At 37.1% G+C, this 15,827-nt stretch carries 16 protein-coding genes; 2 read left to right on the forward strand and 14 right to left on the reverse strand.

Going from position 1 to position 15,827, the window contains the following annotated elements; translation table 11 throughout:
• Nucleotides 1-8 precede the first annotated feature (8 nt).
• The 10 genes from P3T75_RS07450 to P3T75_RS07495 all read right to left on the reverse strand — a co-directional run bounded on the left by P3T75_RS07450 (nucleotide 9) and on the right by P3T75_RS07495 (nucleotide 8,784).
• A complete protein-coding gene (locus tag P3T75_RS07450) occupies nucleotides 9-311 on the reverse strand; it encodes a YlxQ-related RNA-binding protein (protein WP_206904050.1) in 303 nt (100 codons plus the stop codon).
• Nucleotides 304-600: an RNase P modulator RnpM gene (rnpM, locus tag P3T75_RS07455; RefSeq protein WP_206904047.1), complete on the reverse strand. Its 297-nt coding sequence runs from the start codon at nucleotides 598-600 to the stop codon at nucleotides 304-306. The genes P3T75_RS07450 and rnpM overlap by 8 nt, the downstream gene beginning before the upstream one ends.
• Before the next feature lie 15 nt (nucleotides 601-615).
• A complete protein-coding gene (gene nusA / locus P3T75_RS07460; RefSeq protein WP_282461242.1) occupies nucleotides 616-1,824 on the reverse strand; it encodes a transcription termination factor NusA in 1,209 nt (402 codons plus the stop codon).
• 18 nt (nucleotides 1,825-1,842) lie between these two features.
• Complete coding sequence (gene rimP, locus P3T75_RS07465) at nucleotides 1,843-2,316, reverse strand: ribosome maturation factor RimP (RefSeq protein ID WP_206904043.1); 474 nt, start codon at nucleotides 2,314-2,316, stop codon at nucleotides 1,843-1,845.
• 139 nt (nucleotides 2,317-2,455) lie between these two features.
• A complete protein-coding gene (locus P3T75_RS07470; RefSeq protein WP_282461243.1) occupies nucleotides 2,456-2,803 on the reverse strand; it encodes a DUF2752 domain-containing protein in 348 nt (115 codons plus the stop codon).
• Complete coding sequence (locus tag P3T75_RS07475; RefSeq protein ID WP_206904038.1) at nucleotides 2,788-3,207, reverse strand: DUF4234 domain-containing protein; 420 nt, start codon at nucleotides 3,205-3,207, stop codon at nucleotides 2,788-2,790. Before P3T75_RS07475 ends, P3T75_RS07470 begins: the two co-directional genes overlap by 16 nt.
• A 159-nt stretch (nucleotides 3,208-3,366) precedes the next feature.
• Nucleotides 3,367-5,307 carry a threonine--tRNA ligase gene (thrS, locus tag P3T75_RS07480; RefSeq protein WP_282461244.1) on the reverse strand — a complete coding sequence of 647 codons (1,941 nt, stop codon included), beginning with the start codon at nucleotides 5,305-5,307 and terminating at the stop codon, nucleotides 3,367-3,369.
• A 290-nt stretch (nucleotides 5,308-5,597) separates the two neighbouring features.
• The gene (locus tag P3T75_RS07485; RefSeq protein ID WP_230708481.1) at nucleotides 5,598-5,774 is read right to left on the reverse strand and encodes a 2-hydroxymuconate tautomerase; all 177 of its coding nucleotides are present in this window, start codon (nucleotides 5,772-5,774) and stop codon (nucleotides 5,598-5,600) included.
• Between the two features lie 230 nt (nucleotides 5,775-6,004).
• Entirely contained in the window at nucleotides 6,005-7,813 is a 1,809-nt protein-coding gene (locus P3T75_RS07490; RefSeq protein ID WP_282461245.1) for a heavy metal translocating P-type ATPase, read from the reverse strand.
• Nucleotides 7,814-7,929: 116 nt separating this feature from the next.
• Nucleotides 7,930-8,784, reverse strand: coding sequence for an aminoglycoside 6-adenylyltransferase (locus tag P3T75_RS07495; protein ID WP_282461246.1), 855 nt, complete (start codon nucleotides 8,782-8,784; stop codon nucleotides 7,930-7,932).
• A gap of 118 nt (nucleotides 8,785-8,902) precedes the next feature.
• Between P3T75_RS07495 and helD the strand changes: the two genes are divergently transcribed.
• Nucleotides 8,903-11,182 carry an RNA polymerase recycling motor HelD gene (helD, locus tag P3T75_RS07500; protein ID WP_282461247.1) on the forward strand — a complete coding sequence of 760 codons (2,280 nt, stop codon included), beginning with the start codon at nucleotides 8,903-8,905 and terminating at the stop codon, nucleotides 11,180-11,182.
• 83 nt (nucleotides 11,183-11,265) lie between these two features.
• On the opposite strand, the gene P3T75_RS07505 is transcribed toward helD, so the two are convergent.
• Together P3T75_RS07505 and glpK are read right to left on the reverse strand one after the other, a co-directional pair.
• Entirely contained in the window at nucleotides 11,266-11,913 is a 648-nt protein-coding gene (locus P3T75_RS07505; RefSeq protein ID WP_206904027.1) for a hypothetical protein, read from the reverse strand.
• A 95-nt stretch (nucleotides 11,914-12,008) separates the two neighbouring features.
• Nucleotides 12,009-13,520 (reverse strand): glycerol kinase GlpK, encoded by a 1,512-nt coding sequence (glpK, locus tag P3T75_RS07510; RefSeq protein WP_282461248.1) that lies wholly within the window; start codon nucleotides 13,518-13,520, stop codon nucleotides 12,009-12,011.
• Between the two features lie 169 nt (nucleotides 13,521-13,689).
• On the opposite strand from glpK, the gene P3T75_RS07515 reads away from it, so the two are divergent.
• Complete coding sequence (locus P3T75_RS07515) at nucleotides 13,690-14,331, forward strand: DUF998 domain-containing protein (RefSeq protein ID WP_206904025.1); 642 nt, start codon at nucleotides 13,690-13,692, stop codon at nucleotides 14,329-14,331.
• A 215-nt stretch (nucleotides 14,332-14,546) separates the two neighbouring features.
• Here the strand turns inward: P3T75_RS07515 and P3T75_RS07520 are convergent, their stop codons facing one another.
• Both P3T75_RS07520 and P3T75_RS07525 read right to left on the reverse strand, forming a co-directional pair.
• Nucleotides 14,547-14,942: a DUF805 domain-containing protein gene (locus tag P3T75_RS07520; RefSeq protein WP_206904024.1), complete on the reverse strand. Its 396-nt coding sequence runs from the start codon at nucleotides 14,940-14,942 to the stop codon at nucleotides 14,547-14,549.
• A gap of 207 nt (nucleotides 14,943-15,149) precedes the next feature.
• On the reverse strand, nucleotides 15,150-15,461 hold the full coding sequence (locus P3T75_RS07525; RefSeq protein ID WP_282461249.1) for a hypothetical protein: 312 nt from the start codon (nucleotides 15,459-15,461) through the stop codon (nucleotides 15,150-15,152).
• Nucleotides 15,462-15,827 lie beyond the last annotated feature (366 nt).

Raw genomic sequence — 15,827 nt, forward strand, 5'->3', positions numbered from 1 at the left:
TCACCTTCCTAACCTTGTATTAATTCTCCTATCTTTTTGGCAAAGCCGTTATCTAAGATGCCAATAACCATTCGGGGCTTGCCGATCGCACCTCCAATTTCCAAGGCGGTTAAACGATCTGTGTAGGGAATTTTATAATAAGTGCACTTATCACTTATATTTTTATGGGTATTTTTGCCCGCATCTGCGGCGATTAATACCAAACGAGCTTTGTTGCGACGAATCTCTTTTAATGTCAGTTCTTCGCCAGTGACCAACTTTCCAGCGCGCATTGCTAAACCTAACATGTTCAATACCTTATTTTTATCCATTGCCAAATAACTCACGACGGGCTTTTTGATGGGTGACGTAATCAAGGAGTTCTTGATAAAACGCATCAGTCAACGTAGTTTCTAAAACGCGATCCAAAATCTTTTTGTCCCAAGCCATTTGAACTTCTTCTGGCTCAATCGCAACATAAGCGCCGCGGCCTGGTAATTTACCAGTAGGGTCAATCGAAACAACGCCTTCTTTAGAACGAGTAATACGAATCAGTTCTTTTTTTGGCTTCATTTCACCGGAAACAACGGATTTGCGTAAAGGAATCTTGCGTTTCTTCATGAAATCACCTCCTGATTAATCCTCTTTTTCTTCGTCAAAAGCAATATTTTCGTAGTCATCACTCGTCATATCACTGTTTTCAATCACTTCATCAACCGGCTGTGTTGGTGTATCTTCAACAGAAATTTCCTCAGTTGAAAACTCCCCTTCATCAATATAGTCGCCTTCTTCTAATTTGGCATAAAACTCTTCCATATCAGATTCTGCTTTAATATCAATTTTGTAGCCGGTTAATTTTGCTGCCAAACGAGCATTTTGCCCCCGTTTACCAATTGCAAGTGAAAGTTGGTAATCCGGTACAACAACGGTACACGCCCGAGGGTTATCCAAATCAAAGATAACATCTTGTGCTTCAGCAGGATTTAAAGCATTTGCAATATAAATTGCTGGATCTTCATCCCACTCGACAATATCCATATTTTCACCTTTTAATTCATTAACAATCGCTTGAACCCGTTGTCCTTTTGGCCCAACGCAAGTGCCAACAGGATCAATATTAGGGTCATCAGAACGAACTGCAACTTTTGAACGATCGCCTGCTTCTCTTGCAATGCTAACAATCTCTACAGTACCATCATAAACTTCTGGTACTTCTTGTTCAAATAAACGGCGTAATAAATCTGGATGTGAGCGACTAACAAAGACTTGTGGGCCTTTTGATGTGTTTTCAACGCGCGAAACATAGACCTTAATCCGGTCATGGGGTTGATAAAACTCATTTGGCATTTGATCTTGTTTTGACAAAACAGCTTCGATTTTACCTAAGTTAACATAGATGTAGCGATTGTCTTGACGTTCAACAATCCCTTGCATAATGTCTTTTTCATAGGCAGAAAATTCATTATAAATAATCGTTCTTTCTGCTTCTCTGACCCGTTGTAAAATGACTTGTTTTGCAGTCTGTGCCGCAATGCGACCAAAGTCTTTAGGCGTTACTTCAAAACGAATTTTATCACCAATTTCATAAGCAGGATTAATTTTAATCGCTTCTTTTAAAGAGACTTCTAATTGTGAATCCATAACTTCTTCTGTTACTTCTTTAACAGCGTAAACATGGATATCGCCTTTTTTTTGATTGAATTCCACTTCAACGTTTTGGGCTTGGCCATAGTGACGTTTATAAGCTGAAACTAAAGCGGCTTCTAACGCTTCAATTACGATTTCTTTTGAGATGCCTTTTTCTGCTTCTAATGCATCTAGTGCATTTAACATTTCTTTACTCATCTGCTTGGGACTCCTTTTTTAAAATTGAATAGCTAAGCGAGCTTTGGCAATATTTTTACGATCAAAAGTCAATTCTTTTTCCCGTGTTTTAATTTTGATTTTTAATACTAGTTCTGTTTCACTAAGCGACATTAAAAACCCTTCATATTGCTTTTGGCCATCGATTGCTTGGTATAATGAAATATGGATATATTCACCTACAGCTTTTTCATAATCCGCTTCTTTTTTCAACGGTCGTTCGGCACCAGGGGATGACACCTCTAAAAAGTAAGCTTGGGGAATCGGATCGGGATCCAAACTATCCAACTTTTCACTTAATTTCTCACTTACATAAGCGCACTCTTCAATATCAATGCCGCCTTCTTTGTCGATGAATACGCGCAAAAACCAGCTTTTGCCTTCTTTAACAAACTCGACTTCTACTAATTCAAAATTTTGTTCATCTAAAATCGGCTGAACCAAACCAGTTACTGTCTCTACAACTGTACTCAACAATCATCGCCTCCTTGGACCAATTCTTTTCATTAAAAAGAGTGAGGGAAAAAATCCCTCACTCCACTAAGTATCATTACCGTTACACATTGTAACACAATTTTTTGAAAATCACAACTGAAAGCAGAAATGACGTTATTTAAGTAGTAAAAATTTGCCAAAGTTTTGGTAAAAAAGCATTAAAATTGAAATCTAATGGTGCTTTATCTGGAAAAAGTGTCATCATTCGGATGAAATAGACACAAATAAACAGACCGGCAATGCTAAGCCACCAATACTTGTTTTTTAAAACTTGTTGCGCGCGCGCTTTTTTTAAACTAATAAAATATAAAAGAACTAATAAGATAATCACCCAAAAAAGCGGATGATAAGAAAAAGCACCACTAATATCCCCATGGGCTAAATGAATAAATGAACGGGTCATACCACACATTGGGCAAGGAACCCCTGTAATGGCTCGTAACGGACATTCTAATAATCCGACCATTCGTCATCATCTTCTATCTGGTTGGCTGGTGTTTTTGCAGGCGTGAAATTATAGTAAATATCGTTTAAATCCGATTGCACAATGGCCATATTGATAACTGCAAGTCCAAAAATACGCAAAACAATAAAAAGCAACTTATTATCACTGCGAAATGGTCGCTGCGCTTTTTTTTGTGCTGCCATCACAAGATCATTGATTTTATACCACCAATAAAACATATATAAGCCACACGTAAGCAAACCAAACAATAATGTCCAACCTGGTTTTATGCAGTAATCACCCGTAAATTCATTCAAATCTCGTGTCGTCACATAAATCCAATAAATACCATAAATTCCTCCTGTAATTAAGGTCAATAAAATCACAGCAATAACTGAGCGCCTTTGCAAAATAGGATGTATCACATTAAACTCCCCTTTTCAACCAGTTCAATATGTAAAAGAAGCTGACTCCTTTTACTTTTTACATTTCAAAAATAATTTTCCTGTATGAAAATTCTTCAGAACTTTCACAAATTACTTTATCATATAAATGTTTAAAAAGGCAGGTCAGCTTCAAAAAAATTATACGCGGCTGTAATTATTCACTTCAGCGGCAATCGCATCCACAAAAATATTCAACTCTTCAACAGAAGTCTCTTTACTTCCATAACGGCGTACATTTACTGTTGCATCTTTTACTTCATTATCGCCAACAACTAATTGATACGGAATTTTTTGTGTTTGGGAAGCACGAATTTTATACCCCATTTTTTCATTGCGATCATCAACTTCAACACGAATTCCTTTTTCTTGCAAACGTTCTTTGATTTCATAAGCGTAATCTGAATGTGCTTCAACAGAAACAGGAATAATTGTCGCTTGGATCGGTGCTAACCAAGTTGGAAAAGCTCCTTTGTAAACTTCTGTTAAATAAGCGACAAAGCGTTCCATTGTTGAAACAATTCCTCGGTGGATAACAACAGGACGATGTGTATTTTCACCATCTTCACCCACATACGTTAAGTCAAAGCGTTCTGGTAATAAGAAGTCTAATTGGATAGTAGACAGTGTTTCTTCCATCCCCAAGGCTGTTTTAACTTGAACATCAAGTTTTGGACCATAAAAGGCTGCTTCCCCTTCTGCTTCAAAATATTCCAAACCAAGTTCATCCATCGCAGCTTTCAACATTGTTTGTGCGTTTTCCCACATTGCGTCATCGTCAAAATATTTTTCAGTATTATTTGGGTCACGATAGCTCAAGCGGAAGCGATAGTCAGTAATATTGAAATCAGCATAGACATTCACCATCAAATCAAGTGTCCGTTTAAATTCATCTTTAATTTGGTCGGGACGAACAAAAGTATGACCATCATTTAATGTCATCTCCCGAACCCGTTGTAGCCCTGACAATGCACCTGATTTTTCATAACGATGCATCATACCAAGTTCAGCAATTCGAATTGGTAACTCACGATAAGAGTGTATGTCGTTTTTGTAAACCATCATATGGTGTGGGCAATTCATTGGACGTAAAACGAGCATTTCCCCATCCCCCATATCCATTGGTGGAAACATATCTTCGTGGTAGTGATCCCAGTGTCCAGAAGTTTTATACAATTCAACATCTGCCATGATTGGCGTATAAACATGTTGGTAGCCAAGACTTACTTCTTTATCAACAATATAACGTTCGATGGTACGACGAATTGTTGCACCTTTTGGTAACCAGAATGGCAAGCCAGAGCCAACTTCTGGTGAAACCATAAATAAATCTAATTCTTTACCTAATTTACGGTGATCACGTTCTTTGGCTTCTTCTCTTTGTTTGATAAACTCTTTTAAATCTTTCTTATCAAAAAAGGCTGTTCCGTAAACACGTTGCATCATGTGATTGTCTGAATTTCCTCGCCAGTACGCACCAGCTACAGATAATAATTTGAAAACTTGAATACGACCTGTTGACGGAATATGAGGTCCACGGCATAAATCGACAAATTCTCCTTGACGGTAAGCAGTAATAATTTCATCAGCTGGTAATTCACTGATTAATTCAACTTTGTAAGGATCTTCTTTAAACAATGCTAAAGCTTCATCTTTAGATAAAATTAAACGTTCAATTGGCAAATTTTCCTTAACGATTTTCATCATTTCTGCTTCAATAGCTGGTAGATCTTCCGCAGTAATTGGGTGATCGCCATTATCTGTATCGTAGTAAAAACCACTTTCAATTGCCGGGCCGACACCAAAGTGAATATTTGGGAATAAGCGACGAGCTGCTTGCGCCATCAAATGCGCAGTCGAGTGGCGCAATAAAGGTAACGCTTCTTCATCAGCTGGTGTAATAATCGCTATGGTAGCATCTGCTTCAATTGGACGACTCAAATCGACTAATTCTCCGTTTACTTTGCCAGCTAACGCTTTTTTAGCCAAGCTATTGGAAATACTAGCTGCGATATCTTTAGTTGTTACACCGGCTTCAAATTCTTTTTTCGCGCCATCTGGAAACGTAATTGTAATTGCCATAAATAATTCCTCCTTAATAATAAAAAAAGTCCTAGCGCTACAATAGCACTAGGACGTAATTAACGTGGTTCCACCTAATTTTAAGACAAATATTGTCTCTTCTCTTAAAGCAGGTAACGGTTGCTTTCCGCCTGAGATTAATCAGGAGTTCATAAAGTGGTCATCATTTGGTTTTCTGCTAGAAAACTTTCAGCAATTGTTTTCCTCTCTGTTACAGACTCTCAAAGTCAGTTGGCTTTAATAAGTTGTTTTTATTTAAACACTTCTTTTTGAAAAATGCAAGAATGAACTTACTTAAATTCACCATTTACGGCATAAGTCCCTTTTTTCATTTCATTTATAATAACGTGGATGTGTTCTTTTGGGGCCCCTGTATTTTTATGGACTGCTTCTGTGACGTCTTTCATCATTGCAGCTAATTGTTCTTTACTGCGGCCTTCAACTAATTCAATGTGAACAAATGGCATATCTTTCACTTCCTTTTTTTAATTACCTTTATTTTAACCATAAACCAAAAGAAATGTCTCCTATAAAACCCGAATTGTTTAGATACAACGCATTGCTTTTGAGATATATTTTAAAAGTTGACAACCTTTTTTATTTATGCGCGACTTAGCCGTATATTATCCTCTTATCCGTCTTGTAACTAGTTGTAAAAGACGACTCCATATTCTTTCACAAAAGGTTTTATTATTTTTTATTGTGCTTTATCCTTTACTGGCTTTCGATCATTTTTAGCCCGCAAAGCACTCAAAATTGAAACGGTGTCAACAACCTCTTGTAACATTGCCCCAATTAACGCTGGGATTACACCAGTGCTTGCAATCAGCATTAAACCCACACAGATAAAAATACCAATCAAAACTGACTGACGCGCAATTTTCATCGTATCTTGTGCGACTTCCACTGCTGTGGCAACACGGCTTAAATCATCTTTCAAAATAACAGCGTCTGCGCTCTCCGAAGCGGCAGAAGATCCATGTGCCCCCATCGCAATTCCCACATCGGCAATCGCTAAGGCAGGCGCATCATTAATGCCATCGCCAACCATAATTAATGGACGCTCAGTTTTTGCTATATTTTTTAAGACATTAATTTTATCTTGTGGTAAACACTCAGCAAAGACTGCCTGAATGCCAACTTCAGTAGCAGTCGACTCTGCAATTTTTTTGCGATCTCCAGTTAACATAATTTCATTATCGACACCTAAAGAACGTAATTGCGCGATTGTTTTTTGCGCTTCAGGTCTTATTTCATCTGTAAAAGTTACACTACCGATGTATTGATCATCTAAAGAAGCAAAAATCATCGTTTTGTCCCCCGCTTGAACAGCCCCATGCGCAAAATCAGCACGCCCAATTTTAATTACTTGCCCATTTATTTCACCTTTTACACCAGAACCGACTACTTCTTCCAAATTTGTAACCGACACTAGTGGCACACGTTTTTGCGCATAAGATACAAGAGAACGGGCCAGGATATGCAATGATTCTTGTTCGGCACTGGCCAAGTAGCTCAAAAATTTATCTTCAGAAAAACCAGCGACTGGATTTATTTTTTCAACAGTTAATTGACCTTTTGTAATCGTCCCAGTTTTATCAAAGGCAATAGTTTTGGCTGCGGCTAGCTTTTCAACTGTCGTGCCCGTTTTCACTACGATCCCATTACGACTGGAGCGACTCATTCCAGCAACTAAAGCAACGGGCGCTGCTAAAATCAACGGGCAAGGAGAAGCTACTACTAAGACTTCTGCAAAACGAACCGGATCTTTGGTCACAAACCAAGCAATACCTCCAATTAAATAGGCAACCGCCGTAAACGGAACTGCGTAGCGATCTGCCATCCGGACAAAATGAGCCGGTTTTTCCTGAGATTCTTTCACCAGCTTAACAATTTGCTGGTACTGGGAGTCTTCTGCTAATGAGGTTACTTTATAGAGCAGTGTGCCTTCTCCGTTCACAGAACCTGACATAATTTCATCCCCAATATTTTTATCAACTGGTCGGGATTCTCCTGTTAAAGAAGATTCATCAACACTTCCAGCTTGTAATGCCTCTCCGTCAACAGGTACGATTTCATGTGGTTTTACAACTAAAACATCGTTGACTTGCACTTTATCTAACGTTAAATCTTCTAAGTGCTCACCAATTTTACGGTGAGCGATTTGCGGCGAATTGTCTAATAAAGATTGTAATTCCCGTCCTGCTTGCCGACTCGCGTAATCTTCTAGACTATCGCCACCTGTTAACATAATCAAAATCATCAAGCTAGCCCAATATTCGCCAACTGCTAATGTTGCAACAATCGCAGTAATCGCTAAAATATCTACTCCGTAACGACCAGAGCGCAATGTCTTAATCATTTCAATTAACATGGTCAAGGCCATAACGCCACCTACAATCGTGACTAAAAGATAAGCCCATTGCCCTTGTTTTAAAATAAATTCAAAGAAGAGGGCAAACGCACCTACTACTAATGTTAAGAAAAATTTTTTAAAATGACTCATTTTCATTCTCCACCTTCCCACTTACTACTGTAAGCCTCAATTAAAGGATAGCTTTCTTAGCTTAAAATAGAAATGAAAAAGTGCTAACTGAAACAAATAATCATTTACAATTAGATTTATAAATTACCAGGATACCATTGTTTACAGTAATCTAAGACATTTTCAGCAGTTTGTAAATCATATGAAAAGCCACATTTCTCTGCATAGCTTATTGCATTTTGCTGAAATAATTGTTGCGTTGCAAAAAGGCTCTCCCATGTTTTTGCCAACGTAGTAAAATCAAATAATCCCATTAAATTTTGAGAAACATCCGCTTGTAAAAAATGTAGTAAATACTTATCATTTTTACCGGTATCAATTTTATCATTGTAATTTAAGGCAACTTGCCAAGTGAGTAAGCGGCGTAACTCCTTTTGACAAGTTCCATAGAGATGATCGATTGAATAAAGATTTTCTTGGCGCCACAGTCCCTTCACCACATAAGTAGATACCCACCAAAATTCGTTACAACAATCGAAAAATTCTGCTTGAGTAGGTTTTTTTACAAAATAAGGCGTCTTACTATTTTGTGAAAATGTAGGCAAAAGATGCGTGGGATCCCAAAGCGTTTTTACGATTTTTTCCTGGGCTAACCATTCCTCTTTATTTTTTATGGGACACAAAGTTAAATCGATGCGATTCCCATCCAAAAACAACATTAAAAATGTAAAACAAGCCCCTAATGTGGCAGGAAATAAGGTCATTTCTTCAGGACATTGCATAATTAATCTTTTACCAAAATTTTCTAACCAACTTCTATCACGCAGTAGTGCCTTTTTTTCATCAACTAAATAAACAACATCATAATCTTGAAAGCTATCTTTTGTAGCATTGGGATTTACTCTGGAACCAGTCAACGCTACGGCTTTAACTTGTGGTTGGGATTTGGCAATATTTAAAATCAAATCATACATTTCTTTTTCAGTACGCATTTTCTTATCCTTTCTTTTCAAAGTTTCCAAAGCCCAGTCTTTTTTTCAACCCGAAAACTGTGCTATAATTTTATGGCGTGATTTTTTATCACACTTTTACGAAACGGAGGCTTGTTTTATGGATGAACGTGCCAAAGAGCAGCAACATGTCGAATGGACAATTGCGCTTATTTACAACGAGCAACAATTAATTAAAGACCAACAACAACAATTAAGTGGCAAAATGCAAGCCGAACTAAAAGAAGTAGCCGACCATCAAATTCGTGGTGGCTCAGACGAAGCATTTTACGAATCTGCGGTTGAATATCGCCAACATGAACAAGAACTATTATTAAAATACCACACTGCTGAAAGCCAAGGAAAACGTTTAAAAACTTTGGCTACTATGAAAGACAATCCCTACTTTGCTCGAATAGATTTTACTGAGGGCAAAGAAGGCAAAGAAACACTTTATCTTGGAATCGCTTCTTTACGGGATAAAAACCAAGAAACCATCGTCATTGATTGGCGCGCGCCAATTGCCAATCTTTACTATGAAGGTGAATTAGGGCCTGCCTTTTACGAAACTGACCACGATCGTTATGAAGTAGAACTTTTACTTAAGCGGCAATTTAAAATTCAAGCGGGTAAAATGCTTTCGATGGTAGACACATCAGAAGTAATCAACGATGAGTTTTTATTAGAAATTCTAGATGAAGCTTCTTCTTCTCAGATGAAAAATATTGTCTCCACCATTCAAAAAGCGCAAAACAAAATTATCCGCGATACCACCAGTAAGATAATGTTAATTGAAGGAATTGCTGGTAGCGGTAAAACGTCAGCACTCTTACAGCGAATTGCATTTTTATTATATCGCAATCGCAAATGGTTAGCTGATGAACAGGTACTCTTGTTTTCACCAAATCACTTATTTTCTGACTATATTTCTATGGTTTTGCCTTCATTAGGAGAAAGTACAGTTCCAACGCGGACATTTCGTGCCTTTATGGATCAATTATTACCAAATTTTACAATTGAAAAAGAAGCAGAACAAGAAACTGTCTTTTTAACTGGTAATGAAAAACAAAGTGAACGCCTTAAAAGTAGTTTGGTCTTAGTTAAAGCAAGTAAGAATTACATTCAAAAAATTACACAATTAGGACCTTTGTTCCGCAATCTTAAAATTAACGGACAAACTTTAATTTCCACAAAGCAAATGCGCAATTGGTACGAAGAAACAAATCCTAACTTACCGCTTTATCAACGAACACAACTTTTACAGACAAAACTACTAAAAAAAGTTGGCGGTTTACAAAAAGATGAAGCGAAAAAAAGCTGGGTGAAAGATGCTGCAGAAGAAGAATTACAACAATACTTTGCTGACCATCCGAATTTAACCGATTCTGAAGAAAATGAACGAAAATTACGGAATCAAATCAAAAAACAAATTGTTAAGCGCCATTTTCGTAGCATGGTAAGAAGCATCAATCGATTTCAATTTATTAACTTTTCAAAGCAATACCTCCACTTTTTACAAAGTATTCCAAAGAAAGTTTTATCAGCTCACCACGTTGATCTAACCCAGTGGCAAAAAAGCATTGAAGAAACGCGCAGGTTGTTAAAAAATCGTCTTTTAAAACAAGAAGACGCCGTTTTGTTCTTTTTATTGTTAAAAGGATTGCGCCCAGTCGACTTACCTGTACAAGCACGCTTTATTTTTATTGACGAAATGCAAGACTTTCCCCCTGCGCAAGTAGCCCTTTTGCGAGAATTATACCCGCAGGCTAATCTGACTTTATGTGGTGATTTAAATCAAAAAGTTTTTGGTAATGAAACAATTGTGGGGAATTTAGCTGATCTTTTTTCAGATCAAGTAGTTACCCGCTATCAGCTAACCACTAGTTATCGTTCAACCAAAGAAATTACCGATTTTGCCAATCAGTTTTTATCTGAAGATGATACTGTGGAGTTGACCGCCAGAAAAGGTGATCTACCGACGCTTGTTACAGGCTTTAATGAACAGCAATGTTTGACTTATTTAAAAAATGATCTAAAAGCAAATGAAGCAAAAGCCAAATACTGGCGTACCGCCATTATTTGCCGCACTAGTCAAGACTGCGTGAACTTGTATCATGCGCTAGATCAAGATTTACAAAAAGAAATTCAATTAATTGTCTCTGAAGAAGACTTTATGAAACGTCGTATTATGATTATTCCGGCCTATTTGGCAAAGGGATTAGAATTTGATCGCGTCTATGCTTGGCAAGTAGATGAAAGTTTCAAAACACCACAAGATCGTTTAATTTTCTATACGATTGCAACGCGGGCAATGCATGAATTAACGGTGATAAGCCCGGAAGTTCTATCGCCATTTTTTGATACAGCCGATCCTTTAACCTTTAATAAAATCGTCTTATAACTATTTTAGCCATAAAAACCCAAACCAATGACAAAGCACTGCCGAAATTTTTCGCAGCTGCTAGCAATAGGTTTGGGTTTTTTTTATATGAATAATTTCGTATTGGGATATTTCAATTGAATTAATTGCAAAATCATTTTTAATTCTGAGTATTGCTTTTTATCTTCTTCATCAAAGATTTTTGCGTGGCGACCAACCAGTCCGTTATCTAATAGTCGATGTTGCTTGTTCCATTCTTTAAAGGTAGCAAGGTTAGCACAATGACTTATTGGCAAACCAGCCGCATCTAAAATCTCCGATAGACGAAAAACTAAAAAAGCACTGTCAATTACAGTAAATTCATGATACAGACGCTTATTTTTTACCTTTTCGTAATCCTGTAAGATGACTTTTTGCGGTTCATTTTTTAAATACCATGCTAATAAAATGAAAAAACTCTCCAAACGATACTCTTCCGAAAAAAGTTCATAACTTTCTGGATTATGGCGGAATACTAAGGGAATTAAATATTTTTTACGATAGATTAACATGGGTGCTTGGGTTACAGAGTAGTAAACATAACGATTTAAATAACCCGCGCCTCGAAAATCCCCCAAGCGATAGCCATCGACACCAAAACTTTGACACCTCCGTGCTAAAGTTGAACAATCACTAACCGAGACGGCTAATTCTGCCTTTTGTTGGTAATCACTTAAAATGCGATCAAAGGGCTCTAAACTAATTTTTTCCAAAGATTTCCACCACCTTAAAGATAACGTTTCCACTCAATTAGTATACCATATTTTTTCAAATACAAGTACTTGCTAACTAGTCTGGGAAAAAAACGTTATTTTTCTAATGGTCGATGCTTAAAGCCCATAGTAGCATTTACTGCCTCTTGCCACCCTGCATATAAATTTTCGCAAATTTCTTTTGCCATTTTTGGTTCAAAGGATTTTCCCTGCGCTTGAAATGTTTGCAATTCATCTAAGTCTTGCCAAAAACCAACAGCAAGACCAGCTAAATAAGCTACTCCTAAAGCCGTTGTTTCTAGATAGCTGGCTCTTTCAACTGGCGTTTGTAAAATATCTGCTTGAAATTGCAATAACAGCTCATTTTTTGAGGCGCCACCGTCAACTTTTAAAATGGTAATCGGTGTTTTGGCATCTTCTGCCATCGTTTTGACAACGTCACAAGTTTGATAAGCTAATGACTCCAGTGTTGCACGAATTAAATGTTCTTTTGTTGTACCACGAGTCAAACCAAAAATTGCACCGCGCGCTTCTTGGTCCCAATAAGGTGCACCTAATCCAGTAAAAGCCGGAACAACATACACATTATCACTATCTTTAACACGACTAGCATAAGTCTCAGAATCTGGCGCTTGATCAAACAAACGCAGTCCGTCGCGTAACCATTGAATAGCAGAACCTGCAACAAAAATACTCCCTTCTAATGCATAAGTAATTTTGCCGTTAATTCCATAACCAATGGTCGTCAGCAATCCATTTTGAGAAGTGATTGCATCACTGCCGGTATTCATAACGATAAAGGCACCTGTTCCATACGTATTTTTGACATTGCCAACTTCAAAAGCCTGCTGCCCAAACAACGCAGCTTGTTGATCACCGGCCATACCTGCGATTGGGATTTTTTGACCATAAAATAAATAATCGTCTGTGTAACCATAAATTTCAGAATTTGAACGAACTTCAGGCAATAATGTTTTGGGAATATCCAAAAGACTTAGAATTTCTTCATCCCAACACAAGTCGTGAATGTTAAACATCATTGTTCGACTGGCATTCGTGTAATCGGTCACGTGAACCTTACCGCCAGTTAATTTCCACAAAAGCCACGTGTCAATTGTTCCAAATAACAATGTACCTTCTTCTGCCTGCTTTCTTGCACCACGAACGTTATCTAAAATCCATTTTACCTTTGTCGCCGAAAAATAAGAGTCAATCAAAAGGCCAGTCTTTTGTTGAATCATTTCGCTATGACCTGCTTCTTTTAAAGCTGCCGCAATTTCATTTGTTTGCTTTGACTGCCATACAATCGCATTATAAATTGGTTCTCCTGTTTCTTTATCCCAGATTACTGTCGTTTCCCGCTGATTGGTAATCCCGATTGCTGCAATTTGATGTGGCTTAATATTGCCATCGATTAAGGCATCTGCAATCACTGACTGAATTGAATTCCAAATTTCAACCGGATTGTGTTCTACCCAGCCGGCTTTAGGAAAAATCTGAGGAAATTCCCGCTGTGCACTAACCACAGCTTTTCCTGCTTTATTAAAAATGATGGCCCGAGAACTAGTTGTTCCTTGGTCCAACGCTAAAATGTATTTTGCTTTCACACGATTAACCTCTTTCTTTCTATCTTCAAAGCATTAATAGTATAGCACAATTTGACAATTTTCCGATTAGGATTTGGTAGCCCTTACGCAAAGTCTTTTTAGTTTCCAAGTTAACCAAATAAGATTAAAATATTATTTGTAAGTAAATTGAATTATTGGAGTGATTAACATGAAATTGTTAAAAGAATATGGCTTTTATTTATTGTTATTAGCCATTGTCAGTGAGATCGCACTCCCTTTTATTTTGGCGAAGTACTATCCCAATTATAGTCAAATTAATGATCTCATCTCAACTTTTGGTGAAACCGACAGCCCGACAAAATGGGCGTTTAAAATCTGGGAAATTATTAACGGTACTCTCTTTGTCTTAAGTGGCCCAGCTATCTTTCAGCGTTTCAAAGAAACAAATTCTCAACTGGCGTTTGTTCTTTCTTTGATGGTAATTTTGTTTGGTATTGGCGACTGTATTATTACCGGTATTTTCGACCGAGCAGCTAACTCCAGCGAAGTAGACTTCACCTCACTGCTTCACAATTACGCTTCAGGAGCAGGGTTTGTTGCACTTTTAGTGGGAACATTACTTTTATTTCTCCTCTATCAAAAAGAAAAAAATTCAGTAATGATTATTTTATTACCACTTATTTTTATTGCCGCTTTGATTTTTATGTTTTTATTTGCAATGCCAAAAATCCCAATTATTAGCCAATTCCAAGTTTCCCACCGGGGATTATGGCAACGGCTCAACTTATGGTTTTTATATTTGCCATATTTTATTGCCGCGCTACAAAGTCTTTTTACCAAGTCAGCATAATAAAAAAGTTACTTGCACTCAGTTGCCTTGCCAACAATAAAAAATTTCGGCTTAAGGCTTAGACGCCAGTTTGAGGGGCTTAAAAGGGCTAAAGTAGTCCTATTAATATTTTTTCTTGTGAAAAATAAAATGGATACTTCTATGCCGCCAGACCAAAAAAGCACCTGCAACACTTCTCTGTGAAATGTTGCAGGTGCTTTTTTTAGCTTTTCATCCTAAAATTCTGACTGATTCTGAGGCCAACGTGTATTGGATTTACTTGGCAAAATTAGGGTAATAAAAATAACGATCGTACCGATTATTGGAATTAAGTAAAACAAAATCCACCAATTGCTGTGATTGCGATCATGTAGGCGTCTTGCTCGTACAGTAAAATTAGCGAGCCAGATTAATGCATTTAATAAAATAAAAATGATCGTAATCGTGTTCCACTCTTTGATGACCGTCACATCATCTGGTGTAATTTCTATATAACGGCTAACACCCGTTAGAATGGAGTAAAGTGCCAATACTAAATAATTCACGAGTTGTGGCCACCAATATTGCCCTCTTTTTGCAGAGGCATTCATTACAGTCATATTATGCCAGTATTCTTTATATGCTTGAATCATATTATCCCCTCCTATTCCACTATCCCAAAGCTTGGAAAAGTTGTCAAAAATTAAGCTTAAATATGCTAATTTAGAGTTTGCCTCCTTTTTGCGATTTTTTCTTGAAAAAAATCAGCTTAAGATAGCGTCCAAATTATTTTAACTTAATCAAACAGGAGCGGTCTTTTACTTATTTTTAGCTTCAAATATTTGATCTGACAAGCCGTTTTATTTTTCTTTTTTTAAATCACTCCAACTAAACCCGCTATCGACAATATCCACCAGTAAAAGTGGTATCCCAATCAAAACAGCAAGATCTGGCGGTGAGACATAATTAAGGTCGGCATTCAAAAATACACTGGCTAATTCTGGAATATCTTTTATAAAGGTAGCAAACAAAGCTAATACAAATAGCGCTATTCTAACGATAATCGTTGCAAGTAAAGCCTTTTTCTTTTCACTACTATTAAAAAATCTACCCGCTATCGCAAATGCAAGATAAACAAAAACTAAAATCGGAACACTTTTTATTCCCATCATCTTTCCCCCTTGTAAAAGCATACCACTTTGATAGAAAAATATGACAAGAATCTCCACTTTCAACTCAATTCTATAAATGAATTAGCCTTTTTGTACTTATTGTGGATAACACCACTAAGCATGTACTTTTTTATTGTTCTAATGCTGTTCTTTTAACTTAGAAGTGTTGAATCCATCGAATTGTCGTGCTATTCTTTTTCCATGGTATGATATTGAAATTTTCTCCTTTGTAGGCTGTTAGCATCGGTTGGCTAACAGCCTTTTAATTTTTTTAGTTTCAATTAAGGAAAACAGTTACGCAATTTTAAATAAACAAAAAAGAGAGCTACTTTTTGATAAGCTCCCCTAACTAGGTCAAAGAAAAAT

The sequence above is a fragment of the Enterococcus montenegrensis genome, from assembly GCF_029983095.1.
Classification (GTDB): Bacteria; Bacillota; Bacilli; order Lactobacillales; family Enterococcaceae; genus Enterococcus_C; species Enterococcus_C montenegrensis.

Bases quoted from the DNA above. Each gene is read 5' to 3' on its own strand.
- P3T75_RS07515 (WP_206904025.1), top strand. From the start codon at position 13,690: ATGAAATTGTTAAAAGAATATGGCTTTTATTTATTGTTATTAGCCATT.
- P3T75_RS07520 (WP_206904024.1), bottom strand. From the start codon at position 14,942: ATGATTCAAGCATATAAAGAATACTGGCATAATATGACTGTAATGAAT.
- rnpM (WP_206904047.1), bottom strand. From the start codon at position 600: ATGAAGAAACGCAAGATTCCTTTACGCAAATCCGTTGTTTCCGGTGAA.
- P3T75_RS07450 (WP_206904050.1), bottom strand. From the start codon at position 311: ATGGATAAAAATAAGGTATTGAACATGTTAGGTTTAGCAATGCGCGCT.
- P3T75_RS07490 (WP_282461245.1), bottom strand. From the start codon at position 7,813: ATGAGTCATTTTAAAAAATTTTTCTTAACATTAGTAGTAGGTGCGTTT.
- nusA (WP_282461242.1), bottom strand. From the start codon at position 1,824: ATGAGTAAAGAAATGTTAAATGCACTAGATGCATTAGAAGCAGAAAAA.
- helD (WP_282461247.1), top strand. From the start codon at position 8,903: ATGGATGAACGTGCCAAAGAGCAGCAACATGTCGAATGGACAATTGCG.
- P3T75_RS07485 (WP_230708481.1), bottom strand. From the start codon at position 5,774: ATGCCATTTGTTCACATTGAATTAGTTGAAGGCCGCAGTAAAGAACAA.
- P3T75_RS07525 (WP_282461249.1), bottom strand. From the start codon at position 15,461: ATGATGGGAATAAAAAGTGTTCCGATTTTAGTTTTTGTTTATCTTGCA.
- thrS (WP_282461244.1), bottom strand. From the start codon at position 5,307: ATGGCAATTACAATTACGTTTCCAGATGGCGCGAAAAAAGAATTTGAA.
- P3T75_RS07495 (WP_282461246.1), bottom strand. From the start codon at position 8,784: ATGCGTACTGAAAAAGAAATGTATGATTTGATTTTAAATATTGCCAAA.
- P3T75_RS07470 (WP_282461243.1), bottom strand. From the start codon at position 2,803: ATGGTCGGATTATTAGAATGTCCGTTACGAGCCATTACAGGGGTTCCT.